We start from the raw sequence: 26,038 nt of genomic DNA on the forward strand, positions 1-26,038 counted from the left end.
GGCTTCTCCCTAAATACTATAGTCGCAGCCGACCGCGGGCCGCTGTTCCTTTTACTGCCTCTTTTAAGCCAGCGCTATACCAGGTCGGGCGCGTAGAACCGGTCGACCTCGATTCGGGTCGGCAGAGAAGCCGATGCACCCTTTCGGGTGGTTGCAAGGGCCGCAGCATGCATAGCAAATCGTATCGCGGACCGCATTGAGGCACCTTCTGAGAGCGCAGTTGCCAGCGCGCCGTTAAAGCAATCCCCGGCAGCCACCGTGTCAATTGCGGTTACATTCGGAGCAGGTTCTACGCCGTCTTCATCTCCAAAGGACCAGGCGACGCCTTTTCCCCCGAGCGTGATGATCGCACCACTCAGTCCGAAAGAGCGCAGGTGCCGCGCGCCGTCGCGGGCTTCGTCTAGCGTTTCTGGTGTTTTTCCCAAGATGGCACCAGCCTCACTTGCGTTCGGGGTCAGTACATCAAAAGCGGCAATCACATCCCTGGTCCAGGCCGGGTGAGGGGCTGGAGCTGGATCCATAATCACCAAAGCGCTACCAGCGCGTGCAAGTTCCGCGGCTTTCAATGACGTTTCCAGGTTGATTTCGTTTTGAAGGAGGACGACACCGCTTAGGCTTAGCTGGTTTGAATGCGGCCCAAGGTCTTCGGGCTGCATCTGACCATTGGCGCCACTTGCTAAACGGATGATGTTGTCGCCGTCTGGCCCAACATCGATGAATGCCATGCCTGTTCCGCAATCGCGTTTTTCGATTAATTCCGCGGTGACGTGGAAGGCCGCCAGCTGATCTGCGGCAACGCGGCCAAAACCGTCTTGACCAACTGCGCCGATCATCGTGGCATTGGCGCCGAGCTTGGTCGCTGCAACAGCCTGATTTGCGCCTTTGCCGCCCAATGTATTGGCGGTTTCCCGGACCATCACGGTTTCACCGATTTTTGGCCAGCGATCGAGATAGCTGAAGAGGTCGATGTTTATGCTGCCAACGACAGTAACCGGCTTCAAAATTACGCTCCGCTTATAGGGTTCGGATTGTGTATACCGTATTATTTTGCCTCAGCGGAAGATGTGTCCGCTGAGGCTTTAAATATAGGCGATCAAGTCGCCGCGTACTTGGCGCGGTAATGATCAAGGATGACTGCAAAGATGATGACCACACCGGTAATCATCTGGCGCATGAAGTCGCTTAAACCGATCAGGATCAAGCCGTTTGCGAGCACACCAATGATGAAAGCGCCGAGCAGTGTCCCGATTACCGAACCCCGGCCGCCGCTCAAACTGGTGCCGCCGATGATCACTGCAGCGATCGCATTGAGTTCAAAACCGATCCCGGCGATCGGGCTGGAGATGTTGAGGCGGGCCATATACACAACGGCCGCGATACCGGCTGTGAAGCCGCATATCGTGAAGGCTGCAATCTTGTAGCGACGCACCGAATGTCCGGCCAGACGGACGGCTTCCTCGTTGTTGCCAATCCCGTAGAGCAATCGCCCGAAAACTGTGAAGTTCAACACGAACCAAGCCACGAAGACCAGGAGCAGCGCCACCAGGAATACGACAGGCACGCCATAGATCATGGCGGACCCGAATTCCTCAAATGCATAGGGGAAGGAGTAGATTGTCTGCGCATCGGAGACCTGCAATGCCGCACCGCGGGCAATGTTCAACATGCCAAGAGTGATAATGAACGATGGCAGCGCCCAATAAGCACTGATGGCGCCGTTGATGAACCCGCACAGCACACCGGTCAGCGTTGCGGCAATCACCGCAAGTGCAATTGCCTCGGCCGGCCCAAATCCGGGAAGGGTGATGGCTTTGCCGGCAACAACCGCCGCAAACGCCATCACCGACCCCACCGACAGGTCAATGCCGCCGATCAGAATGACGAATGTCATGCCAACGGCGAGGACCAGATTGATGGTGATCTGGGTCAAGATGTTGGTGATGTTGTTCGGTGTCAGAAAGTGTTCGGTGAACACGGAAAAAAATATGATCAGAGCCAGCAAGGCGAGGCCGATGCCCGCGTTTTGCAAAACTGTCCGGAAGGAAAATCTGGATGGAGCCGGGAGCGTATCGGTTGTTGTCTGGAGTGTCATTGGCTGTTTCCTCCGGCCAGTTCGGTTTGCCCGTAGGCCAGTTTCAGGATGTTTTCTTCAGAGAAATCGGCGCGCTGGAGCGTGCCCTGGATCTGGTGTTCTGCAAGAACGAGAATGCGATCTGCCAGCGTCATGAGTTCCGGCATTTCGGACGAGACAACCAAAAGAGCAACGCCGTTGCGGGCCAGATCTTTCAAGATCGCGTAGATTTCAGCTTTCGCGCCGACATCGACGCCCCTTGTTGGCTCATCCAGCAACAGGACCTTTGGGTCCCGTGCGAGCCACTTGGCCAGCACCACTTTTTGCTGGTTGCCGCCAGACAGGCTTGAGGCCGGGTCGGCTGTCTTGCCGTATTTAAGTTTCAGTTTTTCGCCGGCCTCCATGGCCTTTCGCCGTTCAGCCGCGAATTTGAGCAGACCCGATTGCGACACGGACTTCATATTAGCCAGCGAGATGTTGGCCGAGATCGGCATATCCAGGATCAGGCCTTCGTCCTTTCGGTCCTCGGTTACGAAGCCGATCCCGGCAGCTATTGCGTCGCCTGGACCTGAAAAACGGGCGGTCTTGCCATCCCGTTGCACTTGTCCGGACCGTATCGGATCAATTCCGAAAATTCCGCGCAGGATTTCAGTGCGGCCCGCTCCGACCAGCCCGGCGATCCCGAGGATTTCGCCATACCTCAGGTCAAAAGACACACCGGTGTCGGAGGGATTGGCCTGGGTACATACATTTTGGACACTCAATGCGATGTCGCCGAACTCTTTATGTTCATCGCCAGAAATCATCTCTCCGGCGAGCTGGCGGCCGACCATTCTTTGGACAATACCGTCTGGTGTGGTCTCGGCTATCAGATCAGTGGCGATTGTGCGGCCGTTGCGAAACACTGTGACCCGATCACAGATTTCGAAGACTTCGTCGAGGTGATGCGATACGAAAACGACTGTCACGCCGTCTTCCTTGATCCGCGAGACAAGTTCGAAGAGACGCTTGGTTTCCCGTTCCGTCAGCGTGGCGGTCGGTTCATCGAGGATCAGAATCTGGCTATCGGACTGCAGTGCCCTCGCGATTTCAACAAGCTGCCGGTGGGCGATGCCAAGGGTGCTCACAGGAGCTTTGACATCTATATCGGTCAGCCCGATGGCGTCCAACGCCTTGCGAGCACGAGCGTTGAGTTCATGCCGGTCCAGGAGCCCAAACCGGTTGCGTGGCAACTTCTCGATCGAGATGTTTTCCGCAATTGTTAGATGCTCAAGGAGATTGAATTCTTGATGAACGACCTGAACACCGCGTTCCTTGGCCTCATGTGGCGACTGCGGGCGGTACGTCTGCCCGTCCAAGAAGATCGCACCGTGATCAAAAGGGAATACGCCAGACAGGATCTTAATCAAGGTGGACTTACCAGCGCCATTTTCACCGACCAGCGCATGCACTTCTCCTTGTTCGAGGAAAAAGCTCACGCCGTCGAGGGCCTTCACGCCGCCGAAGTATTTCTTCAGTCCTTCAACTGATAGAAACGGCGTGGAATGCGCGGGGGCCTGCGCCGCGGTTTGCGTCGCTGCTACCATGGTGCGTCCAGTCATATTGTATTGGAAGAGTTGGATTTGCCCCCGCTCAAGGCTGACCAAGCGGGGGCACATGGGGCCGATTATTGAGCGGCCACCAATTCGATCGGGGTTTTGACCCAACCTTTAAGTTCATCACCACCGCCGACGACCTCGAGCGCCAGATCAATGGCGTTTGCGGCCATGTCGGTTCCGAATTGGTCGACAGTTGCTAGCATTCGGCCGTCCTCGATCATCGGGCTTACAGCCGGGATGTTGTCGAAACCGACAACCATAATGTCGGTGCGGCCGGCGCTTTCTAGCGCTTTCACCACGCCGATGGCCATGGAATCGTTGGCAGCCATCACGCCCTGGATGTCCGGATGCGCGGTGAGCATGTTGGAGAAGACGGTGTTGGCTTCTTCCGTTTCCCAATGCGCGGTGCGGCTGTCTAGAAGGTCGAGCTTGTATTCTGCGACCGAGTCTTCAAAGCCCATGCGGCGCTGGTTTGCATTGTCCGCGCCCGGGTTGCCCTCGATGATGACAACCTTGCCGCCTTCGCCAAGTTTTTTGCCCAATGCATCACCGGCAAGTTTCGCACCACCGCGGTTGTCCGGGCCGACAAACGCCAGCTCGATGCCCTGTTGTTTCTTGGCGTCTTCATCGAGCGCGACGTCGAAGTTGACCACGACAATGCCCGCTTTCATCGCCTTCTTCAGCGGGCGCACCATGGCACGGCTGTCGGCAGGAGCCACCACAATTGCATCCACTCCCTGCGTGATGAAGTTTTCGACGGCATTGATTTGGCTCTCGAAGTCGGTTTCGTTCTGCATGCCGACGGCCAGAAGTTCATAGTCGCCACGCTTTTCCTGGTGGGCTTCGGCACCTGCCATCATGTTTTGAAAGAACTCGTTTGCGAGTGATTTCATGATGAGGCCGACTTTCGGCTTGTCATCTGCCATGGCGGTGCCAGCAAGCAAAGCGAGACCGGTCGCTGCGGCGGCAGCGAGCTTGAATATCTTCATTATTTCCTCCCAAAGAAGACTGCCGTCCCTCTATCCAGACTGGCAGGTGAACAGGCTCTTAAATGAAAGCATGACTCCCGAAACAGGTCAATATGAAACGTTTCATTTTTTTGAATGCATTCAAAAATAGATGCTTATTTTTCATCTTTGAGGCATTCTCCAGGCGTGCGGAAGTGTCTGATAAAACGAACTTAAATGAGTTCTCCAAAAAGCTTCGGTGGTTGCCGGAAAATCATGACAACGAAAGATGTCGCGGCTAAGGATCCGGAAATTTCGCCTGTTGAGCCATGCGGCGTTTGCGAGAACCGCACAAAAAACGAGCGCCGTTTTTTGCCGTTTGTTCAAAAAAATTGCTCTTGCAGGCTCTGCTTAACTTGTGGGCACGCCGGATTTGTGATCATCTTTTGGGGTTAAAAAAAGCACTCCAGGGGTTTCCAGATGTTCACCGTTAAACCGTTTTCAAAGGTCCGCCGGGGCCTTTTGGCGGCTGCAATGACTGTAACAGCCATTGCCGCCATGCCGATGTCAGCTGCACAAGCGGCGGATCCAATCAAAGTTGCTGCGATCTATACCGTACCGGTCGAGCAGCAATGGGTGAGCCGTATTGATAAGGCGCTCAAAGCTGCCGAAGAGCGTGGCGACATCACTTATACCTTCTCTGAAAACGTCGCGAACACCGACTACGAGCGGGTGATGCGCGAGTACGCAGAGCAGGGCATGGATCTTGTTGTCGGGGAAGCATTCGCTGTGGAGCGGGCCGCACGCAAGGTCGCCGCAGAGTATCCGGATACAGCGTTCCTGATGGGGTCTTCTTTCGGCCCTGGAAAACCAAACTTTGCCGTTTTCGACAACTGGATCCATGAGCCGAGCTATCTGTCCGGCATGATCGCCGGCGCGACCACCGAATCCAACATCATTGGTATGGTCGGCGGGTATGCCATTCCGGAGGTGAACCGTCTGATGCACGCGTTCATGGATGGGGCAACATCCGTGAACCCGGACGTGAAGTTCCTCGTGACCTTCATCAACTCTTGGTACGATCCGCCCAAGGCTAAAGAAGCTGCATTTGCGATGATCGATAAGGGCGCTGATATCATGTACGCAGAGCGCTTTGGTGTTTCGGATGCGGCCAAGGAGAAGGGCCTTCTCGCCATCGGCAACGTCATCGACACTTCAGCCGATTATCCGGGCACGATCCTCTCTTCAGCCCTCTGGCATATGGAGCCGACAATTGATCGTGCTCTTGAGCAGGTGAAGGCAGGCACTTTCGAACCGGCAGATTTTGGCCGTTATAGCTTCATGAGCTATGGCGGTGGCAGCTTCATTGTCGATGAAGGCCTTGCTCCGGCTGATGCCGTTGCTGCCGCAAAAGAAAAAGAACAGGAAATTCTTGATGGCCTGTTCCGCGTCAATGTGAACGACAGCGAACCGAAATCCACGATGTAAGCAGCGCCTGCTGTTTTATCTGGCGGTCATTGGGTTCGACACCTGTGACCGCCAGTGACATGCCGATGTTCTCCCTTGTCGGCCAAGAATTCAAAAACCACCGGAGGTTGGCATGGCGCCGCCAGCAAATGATGCCCCCGTCCTGTTGCGGCTTAAAGGCATCACCAAGCGCTTTGGCGCGTTGACAGCCAATGGCGATGTGTCGCTGGACCTGAGACGAGGTGAAATCCTTGCACTTCTCGGAGAAAACGGTGCCGGCAAAACCACGCTGATGAACATTCTTTTCGGTCACTATGTGGCCGATGAAGGACAGGTACTTGTCTTGGGGTCGCATGGCGCGCTTGAAGAGTTGGAGCCAGGCTCTCCCCATGCCGCACTGGATGCTGGCATCGGGATGGTGCATCAGCACTTTACGCTGGCAGAAAACCTGAGCGCCTTCGACAATATCCTTTTGGGCACAGAGCCTCTGTCCGCCATCAAGTCTGCCCGTTTGCCGGCACGCAAGAAGCTGGATGAGCTGATGGATAGATCCGGATTGGCGGTCAATCTGGACATGCGCATTTCCAATCTCTCGGTCGGGGAAAAACAGCGCGTTGAGATCCTGAAAGCGCTTTATCGGGATGCGAGGGTTCTTGTCCTTGATGAGCCGACCGCTGTTTTGACACCGCAGGAATCCGAAACCCTGTTTGCTACGTTGACGAAGCTTGCAGGCGATGGGCTCGGGATCATTTTCATTTCGCACAAGCTGGCAGAAGTGATGGCATCCTCCCACCGCGTTGCGGTCTTGCGCGGAGGCCGCAAGGTGGCGGACTTGCCGACAGAAGGCAGTTCGCAACGCCAATTGGCCGAGCTCATGGTGGGGCACGAGATTTCTGAAACCGTACGCGAGCCCGGTACTCCGGGTGCGCCGCTTTTTGTCCTGACCGGCGTTGCGGCGGGACACGGTCGCGACGCAATCTCCGATGTTTCGCTGGACTTACGAGCCGGTGAAATCCTTGGCATAGCCGGGGTGTCTGGCAATGGCCAAACCACGCTGGCACGGGTTATTTCCGGTCTAGAGACGGTGTCGGCTGGCAAATTGATGCTGGAAGGCGATGAGCTCGGGCAAGTTTCTGCGCGTCAAATGATTGACATCGGTCTGGCGCGCATACCTGAAGATCGTCATCATGATGGCATCGTCGGCGCGATGACCGTGTCTGAAAACTTGGCGATTGAAGGGATCCGCAAACCAGAAAACCAGCGCTTCGGGATGCTCCGGTTTTCGGCGATGCGGGACCGGGCGAAGGATCTTATCAAGGCTTATGATATTCGCTGCCAGAGTGAGGCAAGTCCGGCCAGGTTGCTGTCTGGCGGTAATATCCAGAAAATCGTTTTGGCCAGGACGCTTGAAACGGAGCCCAAGGTCGTGCTCGCCGCCCAGCCCTCGCGCGGGCTAGATGTCGGTGCCACGTCCGACGTTCACAAACGTCTGCTTGCCGCACGCGCCCGCGGGGCAGGCGTCATTCTCATTTCTGAAGATCTGGACGAACTCATGCGTCTTTCCGACCGCATCGCCGTCATTCATCGCGGCCAACTCTCACAAGCAGAACCGACGGAAGACCTCGATCGTGGCAAGCTCGGTCTGCGTATGGCTGGGCACGATGGGGAAGAAGCTGCATGATCCGTTTTGAACCCAGAGGTCCGGTTGCCGTTTCCAAAGTCATCAGCGTGACCGTGGCAGCCGCTGTTGCCGCCCTCGTTCTGGCGGCTGTCCCGATGCTGTTCGCAGGTCTGTCTGTTTTTGAAGCCTATGGCCTTATGATCAAGGGCGCTTTTGGGTCAGCCTTTGCCTTTACCGAAATGCTGACCCGCGCAACGCCGTTGATCCTGACGGGACTTGCCGCCGCCGTTGCTTTTCGGGCAAAGCTTTGGAACATCGGTGCCGAGGGGCAGCTGTATGCCGGAGCGTTGGCCGCTGTTGCGGTCGGTACCGGGTTTATCTCCGGGCCTTCCTTCGTGCTTATCCCCGCCGTCATTCTTGCCGGGGCCCTGATGGGCGGGCTGGTCATGTTGGGACCGACCCTATTGAAAACCCGGCTCGGCGTTGATGAAGTGGTGACGACGCTTCTCCTGAACTTCGTCATTCTGCTGTTTGTGCAGATGATGCTGGAGGGCCCCATGAAGGACCCGATGGGGATGGGATGGCCGCAATCGGAACCCATTCTGGATGAAGCCGCGTTGCCCAAGCTGATGGACCGGATGCGCATCCATTGGGGTCTCATCATCGCGTTGATTTCCGCGCTTGGCGTTTATTTTCTTTTGAAACGCACGGTCTGGGGTTTTGAAATCAGGGCAGTCGGAGAAAACGCGTCCGCAGCCCGTCATGCTGGTATCCCGGTCACGGCAACCTTTATTCGGGTCGGATTGCTCTCCGGAGCGCTGGCAGGCCTTGCCGGTGTGGGTGAAGTTGCAGGGCTGAAAGGATATCTGACCGCGGACCTGTCACCGGGTTTCGGATACTCCGGTATCGTGGTTGCCATGCTGGCAGGACTGTCGCCGATTGGCGTTGTCTTTGCCGCGCTCTTTATTGCAAGCATCTTTGTTGGGGCCGATTCCATGTCCCGCGCCACCGGTGTTTCAAATTATCTGGCTGATCTGATCGTTGCGATGGCACTGTTGTGCGTTCTCGTTTCCGGCTTGTTTTTGAGGTTCAAGATCCGCTTTGTCGGCGCGCCGCATGCCAAGGAGGCCTCGAAATGATCGAGATCCTCGATATTCTTGTCTCCGAAAATTTTTGGGCAGCCTCTCTACGGATTGCCACGCCGCTGATATTCGGTGTCATCGGCGCGCTTATCTGTGAGCGGGCCGGGGTGCTCAATCTTGGGATCGAAGGCATTTTTACCGCAGGTGCCATGGCTGGCTGGATGGCGGTCTGGCTCGGAGCAGGGCTTTGGGGCGGAGTGCTTGTCGCCGCATTGGCCGGTGGGCTGTTCGGGTTGCTTCACGCCATCCTGACAGTGCCGCTCGGGTTGTCTCAGCATGTCTCGGGGATCGGCGTCACACTGTTCGCGACATCGCTCAGTTACTTTATTTACCGGACCGCTCTGCCGGATGTGTCGTCGCCGCCGCGGATTGAAGCGTTTCAACCGCTGGATATCCCAATCCTGTCTGATCTGCCGTTTCTCGGGCCTGCCTTGTTCCAGCAGACCTCGCTGACACTTCTTGCGCTCATCCTGGTGCTTGCAACAGGCTATGTACTTTATCGCACACCGCTCGGCCTTGCGATCCAGGCTGTGGGCGACAACCCGTCGGCTGTCGAATCTCAGGGGCTCTCGGTCTACGGCCTGCGCATGGGCGCAGTCGTTGTCGGCTCGTCGATCATGGCGCTGGGTGGGGCGTTTTTGACCATGTCGGCCTTTGATGCCTTCTTCTTCGGCATGGTCAATGGCCGCGGCTGGATCTGCATTGCCTTGACCGTCTTCGCCTCGTGGCGGCCCGGAAAAGCGCTGATCGGTGCGCTGTTGTTCGGTGCGTTTGATGCGTTCCAGGTTCGACTTCAGACAGAAGTTGGCAGCTTCATCCCCGGACAGGTCTTCCTGATGATGCCGTATATCCTATCCATCATCGCGTTGATCGTGGTAGCCAGGAAAGCTGATTATCCGCGGGCGTTGCTTGTTCCATATTTCCGCGGCCAACGCTGACAGGTGTTCCTCGATGTCCTTTGATCTTCTCGTTAAAAACGCAAACTTGCCGGATGGCCGTACGGGCATAGACATTGCCTGTAAGGATGGTCGGATTGCGGCCGTCGAGGCCGGAATGACTGCGGACGCGGGTCAGGTGATCGATGCCACTGGCAAGCTGGTGTCTCCGCCCTTTGTCGACAGTCATTTTCATATGGATGCGACCCTCTCGCTTGGTCTGCCGCGCATGAACCAGAGCGGCACACTTTTGGAAGGCATTGCGCTCTGGGGCGAGTTGAAAGAAATCCTGACCGTTGACGCCGTGGTCGAGCGGGCGTTGAAGTACTGTGATCTTGCTGTGGCCCAAGGGCTTCTTGCGATCCGTACCCATGTCGATGTTTGTGATGACAAGCTCACCGGCGTTCAGGGCCTTTTGGAAGTGCGCGAAAAGGTCAAGGATTACATCGATCTTCAGCTTGTCGCTTTTCCGCAGGACGGTCTTTACCGCTCACCGGGTGCTGAAACAAACCTTCTGAAAGCGCTCGACATGGGCGTTGATATCATAGGTGGTATTCCGCATTTCGAACGAACTATGGACGATGGGGCGAAGTCCGTTCGTCGTCTTTGCGAAATTGCTGCCGAACGTGGCCTGATGGTCGACATGCATTGCGATGAGACCGATGACCCGATGTCCCGGCACATCGAGACGCTCGCTTATGAAACGCAGAGGTTGGGTCTGCAAGGCCGGGTGGCCGGCTCGCATCTGACCTCGATGCACTCCATGGACAATTACTACGTCTCAAAACTCTTGCCGTTAATCGCCGAAGCTGAGGTGCACGCGATCGCGAACCCGCTGATCAACATCACGCTTCAGGGTAGGCATGACACCTATCCAAAGCGACGCGGTCAGACGCGTGTTCCGGAAATGCGCTCCTATGGCATCAACGTTGCCTTTGGGCATGACTGCGTGATGGACCCATGGTACTCGATGGGTTCCGGAGACATGTTGGAAGTTGCGAGTATGGGCCTGCACGTGGCTCAGATGACAAGCCGTGAGGCGATCCGCTATTGTTATGAATGCGTGACCAGCCATCCAGCCAAGGCGATGGGGCTTGAAGGGTACGGTTTGGAGAAGGGTTGCAAGGCAGATTTTGTGCTTCTGCAAGCGCGCGATACTATCGAGGCGATCCGGCTTAAGGCTGCCCGGTTGGCAGTTGTCAAATCCGGCAAGGTGATCGCAACATCCGAACCCCGGCACACACGTCTTGCGATTGATGGCCGCCCGGGGATGGTCGATCCGGCAGATTACGCTCCAAGTGAACACTGAGTCCTTACCAATTGGAACAGCTGTGCTTGACACATCCGTTCACATCCGATGCCATTGATCTGTTCGGTTCAAGACAGGGGTGGCGCGATGAGACTGTTGGTCAAAGTAAGCGGTGAAGCACTGGCCGAAGGATCCGCAGGTGTCTTTTCTGACGCTGCGATTTCTAGAGTGTGTTCTCACCTCGTTGCGCTTGCCGAAAACGGTCACGAAGTTGCGGTTGTCGTCGGTGGCGGAAACATATTCCGGGGCACCAGCTCCTCAGATTGGAACATTGAGCATGTCGAAGCGGACAATGTCGGCATGCTCGGGACCATCGCGAATGGCATTCTTCTTCGGGCTAAGGTGGAAGCAACATCGGACATTGAAGTCCGGCTGATGTCGGCCGTCGATATTCCGGCAATTGGCGAAAAATATATTCGCCGGCGGGCGCTGAGGCATCTGGAAAAAGGCCGGCTCGTCATCCTGAGTGGTGGGATCGGGCAGCCCTTTGTGACTACAGATTATCCGTCTGTCCAGCGTGCAGTGGAGCTGGAATGTGCCAGTGTTCTCTGTCTGAAAAACGGTATTGATGGGGTCTATAACAGCGATCCGAAGACCAACCCGGACGCAAAACGGTATCGCACACTTTCTATTGAGACCGCGATCACCAACTCTTTGGGTTTCATGGATCGTTCGGCTTTGGTCTTGGCCAAACAGCACAACGTTCATGTGCATGTCATTGGTGTTGATACGGGCATAGATGTTGTCGACGCGGTTGCCAGCGATGCTGTTGGTACGCGTGTGTCCCGCGACGCTGAAAGCAAATTTTACTGAGTTCCAGTTTCGCGCGTCACTGCCAACCGGACAAGCGCCAAGTCATGGTTGCGGCTTGTGTGATCAAAGGGATGTTCTTACCCTTGCCGGAAAGCGACGCCGGGTCGCAGGTGTATTTGATGGGTGGATTGCGAATGCCAAACACAGTTTTTCTAAGGTTGCAGCCGATTTGGACCCGGCTTGCCGGTGTTTTTGTCTCATTGTTTTGTGCAGCTGGTGGTGTGATGGCGGCTCAAGAAGAGGTCGTGATCGAGGGTGTTCCGGTTGTGGTCACCGAAGAATCGATCAAGTGCGATATTGACCCCGCCGACGTTCCCAAGGACATCAGCGTCAAGCGGCTGGTGGACTGCAATTCCGCAGAACTTGTCGAAATTGACCTGCCTGGGGAAAGCATCGCGGCCATCAAGTTCACGATATCTCCTGATGACAAAAAGATTTCTTCCGGAACCCGTGCTGAGTTGCGCGACATGCACGTCGCCAAAAACGGGGATGAAACCTGGTACCGGTTCTCAACGCTTCTGCCCGGTGATTTTCCAATGGAGTCAAAGCACCGATTGGTGATGGCACAATGGCACGAGCGAGTGAACGAAGGTCAGGAAAGCCTGCGGCCGCCCTTGTCCCATCGCCTCTGGGATGGACGGTTTGTTGTCACCCTATGGAACGGTGAGCGCATCAAGAAACTTGGATCCAAGAAGGGTGACGGTGAGATCCTTCATTCGCAGCCGGAATTGCAGCGCGAGGTGTTTCACGAATACGCTTACAAAGTCGTCTGGTCGCCTCAAGATGATGGTGAAATTGTCGGTTGGCGGCGTCAATGCCAACCCATCGATTTGGCTTGCACAAATGGCGTCTGGGAAGAGTTCATCCGCTACAACGGACCGACTGGCTATACCGACAAAGAGGTCAATGGCTATTACTTCAAGATCGGGCTTTACACCGTTCGGGAATTTGATGTGCCCTTCACGGCTTACCATAACGGGTATGGCAGAGGCGCTTCTGCCGCCGACATCGGCCTTACCGATCCGATGTTTCAATAAGCGGTTCTCCGCCGAGTGCTGATGTCAGCCGGCCTGCTGCATTCATAACGGCGGAGCCAAAGCTCTGAATCTTGTCCTCTGTTACCCGGCTTGTTGGTCCCGAGATCGACAAGCCGGCCGCGATCTCGCCATAGTGGTTGAAGACCGGCGCTGCGATGCAGCGCATGCCGAGGTTTTTTTCCTCCCCGTCAATCGAATAACCGCGCGTTTGCGCCTGGGCCAGATCGGCTTTCAGGAGCGCTGCATCGCATAATGTGTAGCTGGTAAACCTCTCCCGCTTGGAGCTCTTCAGGATCTTCTCACACTGAGTGTCAGGCATGAAGGCGAGAAGGGCCTTGCCGATCCCGGATGCGTGCAGGGGAGACAAGGAGCCAGGCGGAAAGAAGGCCCGGATGCTGGCGTGCGTTTCCACCTGACTGACGAACAGCACCTGATCTCCTTTTTGTATGCCGAGATTGGCGGTTTCGCCTGTCTCTTCCATGAGCTCCCGCAAGATTGGCCGTGCCCGCTCGACAAGACTGGTTCGGCGCAGGAAGCGGGCCCCCACGATGAAGGCCGCGGGCCCGATGTGCCAGAGTTGCTGGGCTTGGTCGAACTCGACCAACCCACGCGTTTCAAGCGTAAACAGGATCCGGTAGAGCGTCGCAGTGGATTCTCCGGTCTGGTCGGAGAGTGCCGACAAGGAGACACCGGACTGGGTGCTCAAGTGCTCGAAAACCGCCATTGCCCGATCGAGTGATTTGATGGTGTTCTGACCGCTCTTGTCATCCCAAGCGCGCGGCCGCCCCCGTGCCTTTCTCCCGGTGATCAAGTCGTTTTCGCGTTCTGGCATGAGACTGTCTCAACATAATATTGAAAAACTAATTCATCATATGAAAAATATATCTACCTGACAATATTGATGTTTTGTTGGGTTTCTATTTTTAAAAAAGTTTTTTAAAAAAATTGCGCACTTCGGCTGCACTCCGTTACCGTTTCATGAAACCGTGAGAGGAAACGGCCATGAGCTTTCAAAATCCTGTTTTTATTCCAGGTCCCACAAACATACCGGAGGCGCTTCGCAAGGCGTGCGATATGCCGACACTGGATCACCGATCACCGCTGTTTGGCGAAATACTCCAGCCGGCACTGTCGGGTGTAAAAAAGATACTCAAGAGCGAACTTGCAGAGGTTTTCATCTTTCCATCGACCGGTACCGGTGGATGGGAAACGGTGATCACGAACACACTAAGCCCGGGTGACAAGATCCTGGCTGCTCGCAACGGCATGTTCTCCCATCGCTGGATCGACCTTTGTCAGCGTCACGGGCTGGATGTTGTGATTGTTGATGCGCCGTGGGGAACCGGTTTGCCAGCGGATCGCTATGAAGAATTTCTGGCCGCAGACACGCATCATGAAATCAAGGCAGTGCTTGCGACGCACAATGAGACGGCAACGGGCGTTAAATCGGACATTGCCGCTGTCCGCCGCGCGCTCAATAATGCCAAGCATCCGGCGCTGCTGTATGTCGACGGTGTCAGCTCCATCGCGTCCATGGACTTCCGCATGGATGAATGGGGTGTCGATGCCGCAGTCACGGGATCGCAGAAGGGTTTCATGCTTCCTGCTGGTCTGGCAATCGTCGGATTATCACCCAAGGCGCAGGCGGCTGTCGACAAGGCGAAGTTGCCGCGAACCTTCTTCGATATTCGCGACATGCGGAAGTCTTATGCGGTCAATGCCTACCCCTATACACCTGCGGTTGGACTGCTCAATGGCCTGAAAACAAGCTGTGACATGCTGTTATCCGAAGGACTGGATAATGTGTTTGCCCGGCACCATCGGATCGCAGAAGGCGTGCGCGCGGCGGTCCATGCCTGGGGGCTTCAGCTTTGTGCGAGATCCCGTGATGTCTATTCCGACACGGTCAGCGCCATTCGAACCTCCGAGGGCTTCAACGCCACCGACATCGTCACCCATGCAGCCGGGAAATACGGTGTAGCGTTTGGCGTTGGCCTCGGGGACGTGGCCGGCAAGGTCTTCCGGATCGGGCACCTCGGCAGCCTCACTGACGTCATGACCTTGTCTGGCCTGGCAACGGCTGAAATGGTCATGGCTGATCTTGGGCTATCCATCAAACTGGGCTCAGGCGTAGCCGCGGCTCAAGACTACTACCGCACTGAGGAGGCCGTTTCCTCAAAGGAGGCCGCATGAAAACCGACGCCCTGAACTCCTACATCCCAACCCTGGAGGACATGCTGGTTGCGCATGAACGGATCAAGCCATACGTACATCGGACACCTGTTCTGACGTCTTCGTTCCTGAATGATCTGACCGGCGTTGAGCTGTTCTTCAAGTGTGAAAATTTTCAGAAAGCCGGTGCCTTCAAGGTTCGCGGCGCGTCCAATGCGGTCTTCGGCCTGGATGAAGAAACGGCCAAAACGGGTGTCGCCACCCACAGCTCGGGCAATCATGCCCTGAGCTTGTCCTATGCAGCGGGCCGGCGGGGCATCCCGTGTCACGTGGTCATGCCGCGCACAGCGCCGCAGGCCAAGAAAGATGCCGTTCGCGGCTATGGCGGCATCATCACCGAATGCGAACCGTCGACCTCAAGCCGGGAAGCCGTTTTCGCCGAAGTGGAGAAAAAGACCGGCGCAGAATTCGTGCATCCCTACAATGACCACCGTGTGATCGCGGGGCAGGGAACCTGTTCCAAGGAACTGATGGAACAGACTGACGGTCTCGACATGGTGATCGCGCCGATTGGTGGCGGTGGCATGGTGTCTGGTACATGCCTGACCCTGTCGAACCTGGCGCCGGAGGTAAAGATCTTCGCGGCTGAGCCGGAACAGGCGGACGATGCAGCGCGCAGCTTTCGCGCCGGTCACATCATCGCGGATGATGCTCCAAGCACAGTGGCAGACGGCCTGAAAGTACCGCTGAAGGATCTGACCTGGCACTTTGTCTCCAACTACGTCTCGGACGTCTTGACGGCGTCGGAGCAGGAGATTGTTGAGGCCATGCGGCTGACCTGGGCGCGCATGAAAATCGTGATGGAGCCGTCCTCTGCGGTGCCGCTCGCGACAATCTTGAAGAACAGGCACATCTTCGCTGGCAAGCGCGTGGGTGTCATCATCACCGGCGGCAACGTCGACCTGAACAAACTCCCTTGGACCCTTTGAAGCCGTTTCGGAGATCAAACTGATGAACGCAATTACTGGATTTGAAAAACTTGAGGTTGGGTACGACGTTCCGGCTGTCCCGGGGATGGACGAAAAGGACATCCAAACGCCGTGCCTGGTGCTCGATCTGGATGCACTGGAGCGCAACATCAAGAAGATGGGCGACTATGCCAAAGCGCATGGTATGCGCCACCGCGTGCACGGCAAGATGCACAAGTCCGTCGATGTCGCCAAATTGCAGGAACGCCTCGGCGGGGCTGTCGGTGTTTGCTGCCAGAAAGTCAGTGAAGCCGAGGTCTTTGCCCGCGGCGGCATCAAGGATGTTCTGGTATCCAACCAGGTGCGCGACCCGGTGAAGATCAAGCGCTTGGCGCAGTTGCCGAAGCTCGGTGCCCGCACTTTGGTTTGTGTCGATGATATCGACAATATAGCTGAACTTTCGGCAGCGACAGCGGAGGCGGGGACAACGCTGGAAGTCTTCATTGAAATCGACTGCGGTGCCGGCCGCTGCGGTGTCACGACGACGGAGGCGGTCGTTGAAATCGCGAAAGCCGTTGATGCAGCGCCGGGGCTGAAGTTTACCGGTATCCAAGCTTATCAGGGCGCCATGCAGCATCTCGATACATACGAGGCGCGCCAGGAGAAGCTCGACGTTGCCATTGCCATGGTCAAGGATGCAGTCGCAGGATTGAAAGCGGCCGGTCTGGAGCCGGAACTGGTCTCCGGTGGCGGCACAGGGTCCTACTATTTCGAATCCAATTCAGGTGTCTACAACGAGTTGCAGTGCGGGTCGTATGCTTTCATGGATGCGGACTATGGCCGGATCCTGGATAAGGACGGCAACCGCATTGACCAGGGCGAGTGGGAGAATGCGTTCTTCATTCTCACCCAGGTGATGAGCCACGCAAAGGCCGACAAGGCGATCTGCGATGCCGGTTTGAAAGCCCAGTCGGTCGACAGTGGTCTGCCCTTCATTTTCGGTAGATCTGATGTTGAATACGTCAAATGCTCGGACGAGCATGGGGTGATTGCCGATCCAGATGGTGTCTTGAAGGTTGGCGAGAAGCTGAAGCTTGTCCCGGGCCACTGTGACCCGACGGCCAATGTCCATGATTGGTACGTTGGGGTCCGCAATGGCAAGGTTGAGACGGTCTGGCCGGTCTCCGCCCGCGGCAAGGCCTACTGATCCATCACGTTGTTCGATATGGCTGAGCCCCGAGCGGGCTCGGCTTTTTTGTGGAGACACCTATGATCATTGTTCCTGAAAAGGAAATACCAGCCCTTCTGGGGCGGGCCGAAGCTTTTGAGGCAGTCGAAAGCGTATTCGCTGCCATGTCGAGCGGCGCTGCCTATAACTTTCCGGTCATCCGGGAAGCCATCGGGCATGCGGATGCACTTTATGGTTTCAAGTCCGGCTTTGACCGGTCATCTCTGGCATTGGGATTGAAGTCCGGCGGGTACTGGCCCGGTAATGCCGACAAGGGTCTGACCAACCACCAGTCTACGGTATTTCTGTTTGATGCAGATACTGGCAAAGCCAAGGCTATTGTCGGCGGCAATCTGTTGACGGCGCTGCGCACCGCGGCCGCTTCTGCCGTCTCGATCATGCACTTGGCACGCAAGGATGCCAAGGTTCTTGGTATGATCGGCGCAGGTCACCAATCCGCGTTTCAAATGCGGGCGGCTGCCGAGCAGCGGTCTTTCGAGAAGGTGATCGGCTGGAACCTGCATCCTGAAATGCTGTCCCGCTTGGACGAGACCGCCAAGGAGCTTGGTCTACCTTTTGAGGCCGTAGATCTTGATCGTCTGGGGGCGGAAGCCGATGTGGTCATTTCAATCACATCCAGCTTCGACCCGATCCTTAAAGCAGCGCAGGTCACATCCGGAACGCACCTTGCGTGCATGGGGACAGACACCAAAGGCAAACAGGAAGTCGAAGCTGAACTGGTGGCCACGGCCACCGTTTTCACGGATGAAGTCGCCCAGTCCTCGACCATCGGCGAGTGCCAGCACGCTGTCGCAAGCGGTTTGATTTCTGAAAGCGATATCAACGAAATCGGGGCTGTCATCAACGGTAAACATCCGGGTCGGACGTCAGAGGATGAAATCACCCTGTTCGACGGTACGGGTGTTGGTCTGCAGGACTTGGCTGTTGCTTCAGCGGTTGTCGACCTTGCGGTCGAAAAAGGTGTTGCGATCAACGTTGATTTCTAACGGCGTTCGGCCAATCAATTTTCTAAGAACCTTGCCTGGGGCCGGCGGAGACGCTGGCCCTCTTTTTTGTTGGTGCGGATTTCATTTGTGATTCTTTTCAGTCTTGCGCCGTCCCGAACGTTGTTACGGGGCAATTAATGTATGTGCCGTAGATTGAGAGCAGGTCCCGGCTCGGAGGCCGGGACGGCGGCAAATAGTTGTCAGTAACAGTGCACACCTAACAACTGGCGTTAGTTCACTACACTTGTGCGCTGTTTTTAATGAGCTGGCGTTCGACGCTAGCGCTGCGCCGCCCCGGATTTGATCCGGGGCCAATGTGAGTGATCAAGACGAATAGGGCTGATCACAAGGGCAGCCGAATTTACTGAGATACTGAGTGCCAAAAAGAAAAGGGCCGCAGAAGCGGCCCAATCGATTTCGTGGGTCCTTACGCACTCGGATTACTCCGCCGGCAAAGAGCCTTTGCCATGGCCGGCCATGCCGCCGGAAACTTCTTCGGTCGCTTCTTCGGACAGTTCATCTGGAAGGATCAGATTAAGGACAATGGCGATCGCTGCTGCAGGCAGAAGCCCCGTTGTCAGCAAGATCCGAGCTGTATCCGGCATATGCTGCAGCGCGCCCGGTTCCAGCTTAAGACCAAGTCCGATGGTCAAGGCAATCGCGAAGATCACCATGTTGCGGCGGTTCCAGTTTACATCCGAGAGCATTGAGACACCCGCAGCGACAACCATTCCAAACATGACGATGACGCCGCCGCCAAGAACCTCAATCGGGACGGTGCGGATCAAACCACCGACCTTCGGAACCAGCCCGCAGATGATCAGGAAAATGGCGCCGCATGTCACTACATGCCGGCTCATGACACCGGTCATGGCGATCAGGCCGACGTTCTGGCTGAAAGATGTGTTCGGAAACCCGCCGAACAAGCCGGCGACGGTGCTGCCCAGACCATCGGCGTAGGTCGCGCCGGAAATCTCCTTGTCCGTTGCGTCGCGGCCTGCACCACCTTTTGTTATCCCGGTGACGTCGCCCACGGTTTCGATTGCCGAAACAAAGCCCATGAGACAGAAACCGATGACCGCAGCTGCGGAGATTTCAAACCCGTACTTGAAAGGTTGCGGCAGGGCGAATGCGCTGGCATTTGACCAGGAAGATGCAATGGTGTCGAAAGTCAGCATCCCGGTCATCAGGGCATAAATGTAACCGGCAATCAGGCCCAGCAGCACTGCAGAAACCGACAGCATACCTCTGGCATAGAACTTGAGCCCAAGGGTGACGAAGATGACCACCAGCGCCGCAGACCAGTTGAGCAAAGACCCGTATTCCGGAGTGCCGATGGCCGGTACTCCGCCGGCGGCATATTGGATCCCGACCTTTACCAGCGACAGACCGATCATCGTAACGACCAATCCTGTGACAAGCGGCGGCAGGGCAAAGCGGATTTTACCGATAAACATACCCAGTACCGCATGGAACATGCCGCCGATGATGACCCCGCCGAAGACGGCGGCGAGCCCGTCAACGCCTTTGCCGGCGACAAGCGGGATCATGATCGGCAGGAAGGCAAAGGATGTGCCTTGTACAATTGGCAGCCCTGCGCCGACCGGGCCGAGCGTGATGGTTTGAAGCAGTGTTGCCACGCCGGCAAACAGCATCGACATCTGGATCAGATAAAGAAGCTCGGGAAAATCAGGTGAATTCGAACCGAAGCCGAAACCGGCGGCTCCTGCCACGATGATCGCGGGGGTCACGTTTGAAACAAACATGGCCAGGACGTGCTGGATCCCGAGCGGGATTGCCTTTGCCAAAGGCGGAGTATAGTTGGGATCGCGCAATTGCTCCGGCGATCCGATCGATGCGTTACTCATGGTTTCTCCTCTGAAGGTCGATCGGATGTCCCTGTCTCGTTTGATGGACCGGGATCATCCTTTTTGTGAATCTCAAACCTGTTCTGGTGTGATCCCCACGGATGTGACTGCCGGCCCTCCCGGCACGGCAGGCTTTGAAAAGGTGAGCAGCCTGCTTCGCGCATAGCGTGAGAGAACCGTGCGCAGGTCTTTTCTGGTCGTTGTAGTGAAGGTCGATGGGGACAGCACACTGCAAGGCGTTGATGTACTTGCACCCGCAGGATCTGAGCCGGTTGCCGGATTATCGGCGACCGGAGCCTGTAGTTTCCGTCCGGAAAAGTGATCCGGGGATCCAGGCATGTTCTCTGACCCGTCTAACAATTGCTGTCATTTTTCTTATAAAGCAAAATAATCTTCTGACTTTCTTGTAAAATCAGAAGGTGCTTTCGGATATCGGCTGGTGCAAAACAAGGCCTGTGCTCAGCATGATTGGCGGCAACAATGATAATTCAGGAGAGCCTTATGGCCGGATATCTCACCACCCATGTTCTCGACACCGCCCAAGGCTGTCCCGGCAAGGGGATCAAGATCGACCTTTACCGGATCTCCGGTGACAGTCGCATTTTCGTTCGTAGCCTCGTGACGAATAATGATGGCCGCACAGACAGCCACATACTTCCGGCCGATGAATTCGAAACCGGTACTTATGAACTCGAGTTTCATGTAGGCGCATATTTCGATGAAGCTGGAACATCCCTGCCGGACCCAAAGTTCTTGGACGTCGTCCCGTTGCGCTTCGGCATGTCGGAGGAAGCGCATTATCACGTGCCGCTCCTCGTCTCGCCATTTAGCTATTCGACTTACCGCGGGAGCTGATTGACCGGATATTGTTTTCAGCTTTGAGGAAGCCAGGGGCAGGGGACCTGCCTCTGGTTTTATTCTGCTGCTGTGGCGCGATCGCTGAGATCGGCATGCTTGATGACAAAGTCGACAAAGTGCCGGATTTTGGGATCCTGCAAACGGCGGTGCGGATAAAGGCAGCCGAAAATTGTCGGCGGTGGTGGCGTGTCGGACAAGATCTCTACGAGATCTCCCTTCCGCAAGTGCTCGGCAACATCGAACCGGGGTTTGTTGACGATGCCGTATCCGCTCAAGGCCCAATCTGTAAGAACGTCGCTATGATCGGCGTCGAATTTCCCGGAAACTTGCAGTTTTCGTGGCCCTTCTTTGGTCTCCAGAACCCAAAAATATTCCGGAGAATGCGGATAGCGCAGCAAAAGGCAGTTGTGTTCGCCGGTCAAAAGATCATCCGGCGATTGTGGTTTTCCGTGCTTTTCAAGATATCCCGGAGCAGCGCATAGAACGCGCGGACAATCAGCGATCTTCCGCAGTTTCAAGTTGGAATCTTCAGGCGTACCAATAAAGAAAGCAACGTCCAAACCGTCCGACATGATGTCGACTTTGCGGTCGGATAAACGCATGTGAACTTCTGTTGCGGGAAACTGTTCAACGAACTTAGGCACGAGCGGCGAGATGATCCGGCGTCCGGCACCGAGCGGCGCGGTGATCCGCAAAACACCGCGCGGCATATCGGAGAAACTCGCAACCGCTGCCTCTGCGTCATTGATGGATTCTAGAGCTTTTACAGCATGTTCGTAGAAAACCTTGCCCACTTCTGTCGGCGTCAGGGACCGGGTCGTTCTGTTGAACAACCGGGCACCAAGATGCTTCTCCAACTCCTTGATCCGCTTGCTGGCAACAGCTGGCGTCATCCGCAAATCCCGGCCGCCCGCCGTTATGCTGCCGAGCTCAACCACCCGCGTGAAGACCCGCAGGCTTTCCAGATAGGCCATCAGCAGTCCTCCCTCGTTCAGCTGTGTCCGGTCGCGATCGTTCTTCCGAGCCGTACCATTGATCCAATGGCGTGGTTCTAGCCCGATTATCGCACAGGCATTTTCAATGGATTGTTGAAAGAATTTCCGGTTTAGCCAGATTTTTTAGAGGCGAACGCGGCCGTACGGTCCATGGCGAGATGAGAGCTTGCCGAGGACGCAATGAACCACCGCACTGAAATCCGGTTTCTTCTGAACGGCCGTGACGTCGCAGTCAAAGATGTCGAAGCCGACGCGACCCTACTCGATTTTCTGCGCCTGGACCGCCGGCTGACGGGAACCAAGGAAGGTTGCGCGGAAGGCGATTGCGGTGCATGCACGGTACTGGTCGGCAGGCTGCTAGACGGGCAGTTGATCTACGAGACCGTCAATGCCTGCATTCGGTTCATGGCGTCGCTTGATGGCTGTCATGTGGTGACCATTGAGCATCTGCGCGGCGAAAACGGCCAATTGCACCCGATTCAGCAGGCCATGGTTGACTTTCACGGCAGTCAGTGTGGCTTCTGCACACCGGGCTTTGTGATGTCCCTTTACGCGCTATGGATGGGAAACCCGGAGCCGACTGAAACGGAAGTTGAGACAGCGATCCAGGGGAACCTCTGCCGCTGTACCGGTTATCAGCCGATCGTCGCAGCGGCCATGGCGGCGAATCGGTTTGGCACACCGGCGAATGATTTTCTGATCAAAGAACGCGAGGCAATTACAGACCGCCTCATAGCCTTGCGGGATGGCAGCAGGGTCGTTTGCGGTCCAAAGGACAACCAAGCGATTGTTCCTTCTAGTCTTGACGATTTCGCTCACGTTCTGGCCGAATTTCCGCAAGCGACCATTGTGGCTGGTTCAACCGATGTCGGGCTCTGGGTCACCAAGTTCATGCGCCCCATAGGTCCGGCTGTCTTCATTGCACACCTTGAAGAGCTTAAATCCATTGCACTAACTAAGGATGCTCTGCAGATCGGGGCAGGTGTGACATACACCGAAGCGCAGGAGAGCTTCTGCAAGGAATTCCCGCATCTTGAAGCCTACTGGGACCGGATTGCCGGTCAGCAGGTCCGCAATATGGGAACGATTGGCGGCAACATTGCCAATGGGTCACCGATCGGGGATATGCCGCCAGTCCTGATTGCACTTGGGGCTGAGGTCAAGCTGCGCAAAGGTAGCGTTACACGCTGGTTGCCGCTGGAAGACTTCTTCATCGAATACGGCAAGCAGGATCGCGCCCCAGATGAGTTTGTCGAATGCATCTCGATCCCGCGTGCATCTGAACTTCAGCGTCACGGCGCCTACAAGATCTCCAAGCGACGCGACGAGGATATTTCCTCTGTCGCGGCCGGGATCAGTGTGACGGTGGAAAGCGGTGTGATTACCGAATGCCGGTTGGCGTTCGGCGGCATGGCCGGTACTCCGAAACGCGCAGCTGCGGCGGAAGCCGAGCTGACCGGTCAGCCCTGGGGACGAGCCGCTTTCACAGCCGCAGGCAAGGCGCTTGAGGCCGATTTCCAGCCGCTGTCCGATTGGCGGGCGTCCGCCGAGTACCGGATCACCGTTGCGCGCAATCTGCTGCAACGCTTTTTCCTCGCCCATGACGATCAGTCCGCAGAAGCGGCCGATCTTCTGTCCGCTTGATGACGAGAATCCCATGAAACACGACAAAATCACCAAAGCGACCCAAACCGTCAGCGGCACTGTTCACACCAACCGGCACCATGACAGCGCGGAAAAACATGTCACGGGCCGCGCGGAATACTGTGATGACATCGGCGAGCCGCAGGGCACATTACACGCCTATTTGGGTGTCTCTTCGGTTGCGCATGGCTTGATCAAATCCATGGACTTGTCTGCAGTCTTGACGGCTCCGGGAGTGGTCGGTGTTCTAACAGCCGAAGACATTCCAGGTGTCAATGACATCAGTCCGACAGGTCTGAAGGACGAGCCGGTTTTCCCGACGGAAAAAACCGAGTTCCATGGCCAGCCGCTGTTTGCCGTGGTCGCCGAAAGCCGGAACGCAGCGCGCCGGGCAGCAGAGTTGGCCAAGATCAAATACGAAATCTTGCCGCATGCGCTTGATCCGTTGGAAGCGCAGGAAGCAGGCCATCCGTTTGTAACGGCGCCGCTTAAGCTCGAGCGCGGTGAAATTGAACAAGGTTTTTCTGACGCAGACCACCGGATCAAGGGGCAGATCAAAATCGGTGGCCAGGACCACATGTATCTGGAAGGCCAGATTGCCTTCGCCATTCCGGGAGAAGATGACGATGTTGTCGTGCATTGCTCGACCCAGCACCCGAGCGAGGCCCAGCACATGGTCGCGCATGTTCTTGGCGTGCCCTCCAATGCGGTAACAGTGAACGTCCGGCGTATGGGCGGCGGGTTCGGTGGCAAGGAAAGCCAGATGAACCTCTTTGCCGCTGTTGCCGCGGTCGCGGCCAAGAAATGGAATTGCCCGGTCAAGATCCGGCCCGACCGGGATCAGGATATGACGGCGACCGGCAAGCGCCACGACTTCGTGGTCGATTACGATGTCGCGTTCGATGAAACCGGCCACATCCAGGCCGTCGACGGTGTTTTTGCCGCGCGCTGCGGCTACTCGGCGGACCTCTCAGGCCCGGTCACCGACCGCGCGCTGTTTCACGCTGATAACGCCTATTTTTATCCGAACGTCCGCTTGCGCAGCCGGCCGATGAAAACCAACACGGTTTCGAACACAGCGTTTCGCGGCTTTGGCGGGCCGCAAGGCGTTGTCGCGGCCGAACGCATGATCGAGGAAATCGCCTACGCGCTTGGCAAGGATCCCCTGGAAGTCCGCAAGGCGAATTTTTACGGCAGTGCGGAAGATGGCCGTACGTTGACGCCGTATCATCAGGAGGTTGAAGACAACATTCTGCCGCGGCTGATTTCCGAGCTTGAGGAAACAGCTGAGTATCAGGCGCGCCGGGACGCGATCCTCGCCTTCAACAAGACGCCAAAAGTAATCAAGAAGGGAATTGCCCTCACTCCGGTAAAGTTCGGCATCTCCTTCACCGCCACCTGGTACAATCAGGCGGGGGCGCTGATCCATATTTACAATGACGGCTCGATCCACCTGAACCACGGTGGAACGGAAATGGGCCAAGGGCTCAATACCAAGGTCGCACAGGTGGTGGCCGATGCACTGCAGGTCGATTTTGAGCGTATCAAGATCACTAAGACCACCACTGAAAAGGTTCCCAATACCTCTGCAACGGCTGCGTCCTCCGGGACCGATCTCAACGGAATGGCGGCCCTCGATGCGGCTAAGCAGCTCAAGGCGCGGTTGACCGACTTCGCCGCCGATCATTGGTCTGTCAAGCCAGAGGCGGTCATCTTCCGCAACAACATGGTGCAGGTCGGTCAGGACGTCGTATCCTTCAGCGACCTGGTTCGCAAAGCCTATATGGCCCGTGTGCATTTGTCGGCTGCCGGGTTCTACAAGACACCGAAGATCCATTGGGACCGTGCGGCCGGCAAGGGGCGGCCGTTCTATTACTACGCCTATGGCGCCTCGTGCTCGGAAGTCTCCATCGACACGTTGACCGGGGAGTACCGGGTGGAGCGGACCGACATCCTGCATGATGTCGGCCGGTCGCTGAACCCAGTCCTCGACAAGGGACAGGTAGAAGGTGCGTTTATTCAGGGAATGGGCTGGCTGACGACCGAGGAGCTGTGGTGGGATAAAGCCGGGCGCCTGCGCACCCATGCGCCATCCACCTACAAGATCCCGCTGGCTTCCGACCGGCCGCGTGTTTTCAACGTCAATCTGGCCGACTGGTCCGAGAATCGGGAACTGACCATCAAACGGTCCAAGGCCGTTGGCGAGCCGCCGTTCATGCTCGGAGTGTCCGTGTTTGAGGCCCTGTCGATGGCTGTGGCCAGCGTTGCCGATTACCGGGAATGTCCGCGTCTCGATGCGCCCGCCACCCCTGAACGGGTTCTGCTGGCCGTCGAACGGCTGAAAGCAGGGGGTTAATG

General features: G+C 56.5%; 22 protein-coding genes. 15 read left to right on the top strand and 7 right to left on the bottom strand.

Annotated elements, in window-relative coordinates:
* Positions 1 to 74: 74 nt before the first annotated feature.
* The 4 genes from rbsK to AC0J4F_RS09560 form a co-directional block, all read right to left on the bottom strand.
* Complete coding sequence (gene rbsK / locus AC0J4F_RS09545; protein WP_473026071.1) at positions 75 to 1,001, bottom strand: ribokinase; 927 nt, start codon at positions 999 to 1,001, stop codon at positions 75 to 77.
* A gap of 92 nt (positions 1,002 to 1,093) precedes the next feature.
* Complete coding sequence (locus AC0J4F_RS09550) at positions 1,094 to 2,092, bottom strand: ABC transporter permease (RefSeq protein ID WP_306147602.1); 999 nt, start codon at positions 2,090 to 2,092, stop codon at positions 1,094 to 1,096.
* On the bottom strand, positions 2,089 to 3,657 hold the full coding sequence (locus tag AC0J4F_RS09555) for a sugar ABC transporter ATP-binding protein (protein WP_473026072.1): 1,569 nt from the start codon (positions 3,655 to 3,657) through the stop codon (positions 2,089 to 2,091). The genes AC0J4F_RS09550 and AC0J4F_RS09555 overlap by 4 nt, the downstream gene beginning before the upstream one ends.
* 80 nt (positions 3,658 to 3,737) lie before the next feature.
* A complete protein-coding gene (locus tag AC0J4F_RS09560; protein WP_133951829.1) occupies positions 3,738 to 4,658 on the bottom strand; it encodes a sugar ABC transporter substrate-binding protein in 921 nt (306 codons plus the stop codon).
* 438 nt (positions 4,659 to 5,096) lie between these two features.
* On the opposite strand from AC0J4F_RS09560, the gene AC0J4F_RS09565 reads away from it, so the two are divergent.
* From AC0J4F_RS09565 to AC0J4F_RS09595, 7 genes are all read left to right on the top strand, one after another.
* Positions 5,097 to 6,104, top strand: a complete 1,008-nt coding sequence (locus AC0J4F_RS09565; RefSeq protein WP_473026073.1) for a BMP family protein — start codon at positions 5,097 to 5,099, stop codon at positions 6,102 to 6,104.
* 112 nt (positions 6,105 to 6,216) lie between these two features.
* Positions 6,217 to 7,764 (top strand): ABC transporter ATP-binding protein, encoded by a 1,548-nt coding sequence (locus tag AC0J4F_RS09570; protein WP_473026074.1) that lies wholly within the window; start codon positions 6,217 to 6,219, stop codon positions 7,762 to 7,764.
* Positions 7,761 to 8,843: an ABC transporter permease gene (locus AC0J4F_RS09575; protein ID WP_473026075.1), complete on the top strand. Its 1,083-nt coding sequence runs from the start codon at positions 7,761 to 7,763 to the stop codon at positions 8,841 to 8,843. Before AC0J4F_RS09570 ends, AC0J4F_RS09575 begins: the two co-directional genes overlap by 4 nt.
* Positions 8,840 to 9,784: an ABC transporter permease gene (locus AC0J4F_RS09580; RefSeq protein ID WP_473026076.1), complete on the top strand. Its 945-nt coding sequence runs from the start codon at positions 8,840 to 8,842 to the stop codon at positions 9,782 to 9,784. Before AC0J4F_RS09575 ends, AC0J4F_RS09580 begins: the two co-directional genes overlap by 4 nt.
* Before the next feature lie 13 nt (positions 9,785 to 9,797).
* A complete protein-coding gene (locus AC0J4F_RS09585) occupies positions 9,798 to 11,090 on the top strand; it encodes an amidohydrolase family protein (RefSeq protein WP_473026077.1) in 1,293 nt (430 codons plus the stop codon).
* 87 nt (positions 11,091 to 11,177) lie between these two features.
* Positions 11,178 to 11,903 (top strand): amino acid kinase family protein, encoded by a 726-nt coding sequence (locus tag AC0J4F_RS09590; RefSeq protein WP_473026078.1) that lies wholly within the window; start codon positions 11,178 to 11,180, stop codon positions 11,901 to 11,903.
* 134 nt (positions 11,904 to 12,037) lie between these two features.
* Complete coding sequence (locus AC0J4F_RS09595) at positions 12,038 to 12,940, top strand: heparin lyase I family protein (RefSeq protein ID WP_473026079.1); 903 nt, start codon at positions 12,038 to 12,040, stop codon at positions 12,938 to 12,940.
* On the opposite strand, the gene bhcR is transcribed toward AC0J4F_RS09595, so the two are convergent.
* Entirely contained in the window at positions 12,918 to 13,772 is an 855-nt protein-coding gene (gene bhcR / locus AC0J4F_RS09600) for an HTH-type transcriptional regulator BhcR (protein ID WP_473026080.1), read from the bottom strand. The genes AC0J4F_RS09595 and bhcR overlap by 23 nt on opposite strands.
* Positions 13,773 to 13,942: 170 nt before the next feature.
* Between bhcR and bhcA the strand changes: the two genes are divergently transcribed.
* The 4 genes from bhcA (at position 13,943) to bhcD (ending at position 18,315) form a co-directional block, all read left to right on the top strand.
* On the top strand, positions 13,943 to 15,133 hold the full coding sequence (bhcA, locus tag AC0J4F_RS09605) for an L-aspartate--glyoxylate aminotransferase BhcA (RefSeq protein WP_473026081.1): 1,191 nt from the start codon (positions 13,943 to 13,945) through the stop codon (positions 15,131 to 15,133).
* Positions 15,130 to 16,101, top strand: a complete 972-nt coding sequence (bhcB, locus tag AC0J4F_RS09610) for a beta-hydroxyaspartate dehydratase BhcB (protein ID WP_473026082.1) — start codon at positions 15,130 to 15,132, stop codon at positions 16,099 to 16,101. Before bhcA ends, bhcB begins: the two co-directional genes overlap by 4 nt.
* A gap of 22 nt (positions 16,102 to 16,123) precedes the next feature.
* Positions 16,124 to 17,287, top strand: a complete 1,164-nt coding sequence (gene bhcC, locus AC0J4F_RS09615) for a 3-hydroxy-D-aspartate aldolase BhcC (RefSeq protein ID WP_473026083.1) — start codon at positions 16,124 to 16,126, stop codon at positions 17,285 to 17,287.
* A gap of 62 nt (positions 17,288 to 17,349) precedes the next feature.
* Positions 17,350 to 18,315, top strand: coding sequence for an iminosuccinate reductase BhcD (gene bhcD / locus AC0J4F_RS09620; RefSeq protein WP_133951849.1), 966 nt, complete (start codon positions 17,350 to 17,352; stop codon positions 18,313 to 18,315).
* Positions 18,316 to 18,755: 440 nt separating this feature from the next.
* Here bhcD and AC0J4F_RS09625 read toward each other — a convergent pair whose 3' ends face one another.
* Positions 18,756 to 20,183 (bottom strand): uracil-xanthine permease family protein, encoded by a 1,428-nt coding sequence (locus AC0J4F_RS09625; RefSeq protein ID WP_473026084.1) that lies wholly within the window; start codon positions 20,181 to 20,183, stop codon positions 18,756 to 18,758.
* A 178-nt stretch (positions 20,184 to 20,361) separates the two neighbouring features.
* Between AC0J4F_RS09625 and AC0J4F_RS09630 the strand changes: the two genes are divergently transcribed.
* Positions 20,362 to 20,505: a hypothetical protein gene (locus AC0J4F_RS09630; RefSeq protein WP_473026085.1), complete on the top strand. Its 144-nt coding sequence runs from the start codon at positions 20,362 to 20,364 to the stop codon at positions 20,503 to 20,505.
* A gap of 179 nt (positions 20,506 to 20,684) precedes the next feature.
* Positions 20,685 to 21,038: a hydroxyisourate hydrolase gene (uraH, locus tag AC0J4F_RS09635; RefSeq protein WP_209179649.1), complete on the top strand. Its 354-nt coding sequence runs from the start codon at positions 20,685 to 20,687 to the stop codon at positions 21,036 to 21,038.
* Between the two features lie 59 nt (positions 21,039 to 21,097).
* Here the strand turns inward: uraH and AC0J4F_RS09640 are convergent, their stop codons facing one another.
* A complete protein-coding gene (locus tag AC0J4F_RS09640) occupies positions 21,098 to 22,015 on the bottom strand; it encodes a LysR family transcriptional regulator (protein WP_473026086.1) in 918 nt (305 codons plus the stop codon).
* Between the two features lie 201 nt (positions 22,016 to 22,216).
* On the opposite strand from AC0J4F_RS09640, the gene xdhA reads away from it, so the two are divergent.
* Positions 22,217 to 23,680, top strand: a complete 1,464-nt coding sequence (gene xdhA / locus AC0J4F_RS09645) for a xanthine dehydrogenase small subunit (protein ID WP_473026087.1) — start codon at positions 22,217 to 22,219, stop codon at positions 23,678 to 23,680.
* 13 nt (positions 23,681 to 23,693) lie between these two features.
* Positions 23,694 to 26,036 (top strand): xanthine dehydrogenase molybdopterin binding subunit, encoded by a 2,343-nt coding sequence (xdhB, locus tag AC0J4F_RS09650; protein WP_473026088.1) that lies wholly within the window; start codon positions 23,694 to 23,696, stop codon positions 26,034 to 26,036.
* The last annotated feature ends 2 nt before the right edge of the window (positions 26,037 to 26,038 follow it).

It is taken from the genome of Roseibium sp. R5, assembly GCF_055755305.1.

What these genes read in the sequence shown, in the direction of transcription:
- AC0J4F_RS09550 (WP_306147602.1), bottom strand. Translation starts at nt 2,092, where the DNA reads ATGACACTCCAGACAACAACCGATACGCTCCCGGCTCCATCCAGATTT.
- AC0J4F_RS09555 (WP_473026072.1), bottom strand. Translation starts at nt 3,657, where the DNA reads ATGGTAGCAGCGACGCAAACCGCGGCGCAGGCCCCCGCGCATTCCACG.
- AC0J4F_RS09560 (WP_133951829.1), bottom strand. Translation starts at nt 4,658, where the DNA reads ATGAAGATATTCAAGCTCGCTGCCGCCGCAGCGACCGGTCTCGCTTTG.
- AC0J4F_RS09565 (WP_473026073.1), top strand. Translation starts at nt 5,097, where the DNA reads ATGTTCACCGTTAAACCGTTTTCAAAGGTCCGCCGGGGCCTTTTGGCG.
- AC0J4F_RS09570 (WP_473026074.1), top strand. Translation starts at nt 6,217, where the DNA reads ATGGCGCCGCCAGCAAATGATGCCCCCGTCCTGTTGCGGCTTAAAGGC.
- AC0J4F_RS09575 (WP_473026075.1), top strand. Translation starts at nt 7,761, where the DNA reads ATGATCCGTTTTGAACCCAGAGGTCCGGTTGCCGTTTCCAAAGTCATC.
- AC0J4F_RS09580 (WP_473026076.1), top strand. Translation starts at nt 8,840, where the DNA reads ATGATCGAGATCCTCGATATTCTTGTCTCCGAAAATTTTTGGGCAGCC.
- AC0J4F_RS09585 (WP_473026077.1), top strand. Translation starts at nt 9,798, where the DNA reads ATGTCCTTTGATCTTCTCGTTAAAAACGCAAACTTGCCGGATGGCCGT.
- AC0J4F_RS09590 (WP_473026078.1), top strand. Translation starts at nt 11,178, where the DNA reads ATGAGACTGTTGGTCAAAGTAAGCGGTGAAGCACTGGCCGAAGGATCC.
- AC0J4F_RS09595 (WP_473026079.1), top strand. Translation starts at nt 12,038, where the DNA reads ATGCCAAACACAGTTTTTCTAAGGTTGCAGCCGATTTGGACCCGGCTT.
- bhcR (WP_473026080.1), bottom strand. Translation starts at nt 13,772, where the DNA reads ATGCCAGAACGCGAAAACGACTTGATCACCGGGAGAAAGGCACGGGGG.
- bhcA (WP_473026081.1), top strand. Translation starts at nt 13,943, where the DNA reads ATGAGCTTTCAAAATCCTGTTTTTATTCCAGGTCCCACAAACATACCG.
- bhcB (WP_473026082.1), top strand. Translation starts at nt 15,130, where the DNA reads ATGAAAACCGACGCCCTGAACTCCTACATCCCAACCCTGGAGGACATG.
- bhcC (WP_473026083.1), top strand. Translation starts at nt 16,124, where the DNA reads ATGAACGCAATTACTGGATTTGAAAAACTTGAGGTTGGGTACGACGTT.
- bhcD (WP_133951849.1), top strand. Translation starts at nt 17,350, where the DNA reads ATGATCATTGTTCCTGAAAAGGAAATACCAGCCCTTCTGGGGCGGGCC.
- AC0J4F_RS09625 (WP_473026084.1), bottom strand. Translation starts at nt 20,183, where the DNA reads ATGAGTAACGCATCGATCGGATCGCCGGAGCAATTGCGCGATCCCAAC.
- uraH (WP_209179649.1), top strand. Translation starts at nt 20,685, where the DNA reads ATGGCCGGATATCTCACCACCCATGTTCTCGACACCGCCCAAGGCTGT.
- AC0J4F_RS09640 (WP_473026086.1), bottom strand. Translation starts at nt 22,015, where the DNA reads ATGGCCTATCTGGAAAGCCTGCGGGTCTTCACGCGGGTGGTTGAGCTC.
- xdhA (WP_473026087.1), top strand. Translation starts at nt 22,217, where the DNA reads ATGAACCACCGCACTGAAATCCGGTTTCTTCTGAACGGCCGTGACGTC.
- xdhB (WP_473026088.1), top strand. Translation starts at nt 23,694, where the DNA reads ATGAAACACGACAAAATCACCAAAGCGACCCAAACCGTCAGCGGCACT.